The 372-nt window shown below is 54.0% G+C and carries 1 protein-coding gene; it reads left to right on the top strand.

Annotated features, from left to right (window positions below):
• The coding region (locus tag AC1RPT_RS07775) for a hypothetical protein (protein ID WP_481762980.1) at positions 1-351 on the top strand (351 nt) is incomplete at its 5' end.
• Positions 352-372: the final 21 nt, after the last annotated feature.

The raw sequence follows: 372 nt of genomic DNA, 5'->3' as shown, positions 1-372 counted from the left end.
GGCTATACGTGGTCGGAAAACGGGGAGCACGTGATTTTTCATACTGTTTATGACGACTGGCGCGAGGCGGCCCGTGCAGCCGACGAACACGCACGGATTTGTGCCGAGGGTTGCAAAGAATACGACGAACGCTATCAGGAGGCAAAGAAGCTTGAAAGCGATATCGAGCACGAAGAAAGCTTGACCGAGGCCCGGCTTACTCGTATCCGTGAGTGCATCAAAGTGCGCCACGTGTCGGAATACTGGCGCGATGAATTGCGCGGCGCAATAGAGGACGTTCGCGAATTGCGCGAATCGGTTGCCGACAAGAAACAGAAGCTCAAAGACGATTACGCGGATTGTGATATCTAACCTACTCACGAAGGGGCCTAC

It is taken from the genome of Dellaglioa sp. CoH-56-MRSF-11, from assembly GCF_056782135.1.
This window is presented reverse-complemented; position numbering and strand designations above follow the sequence as displayed.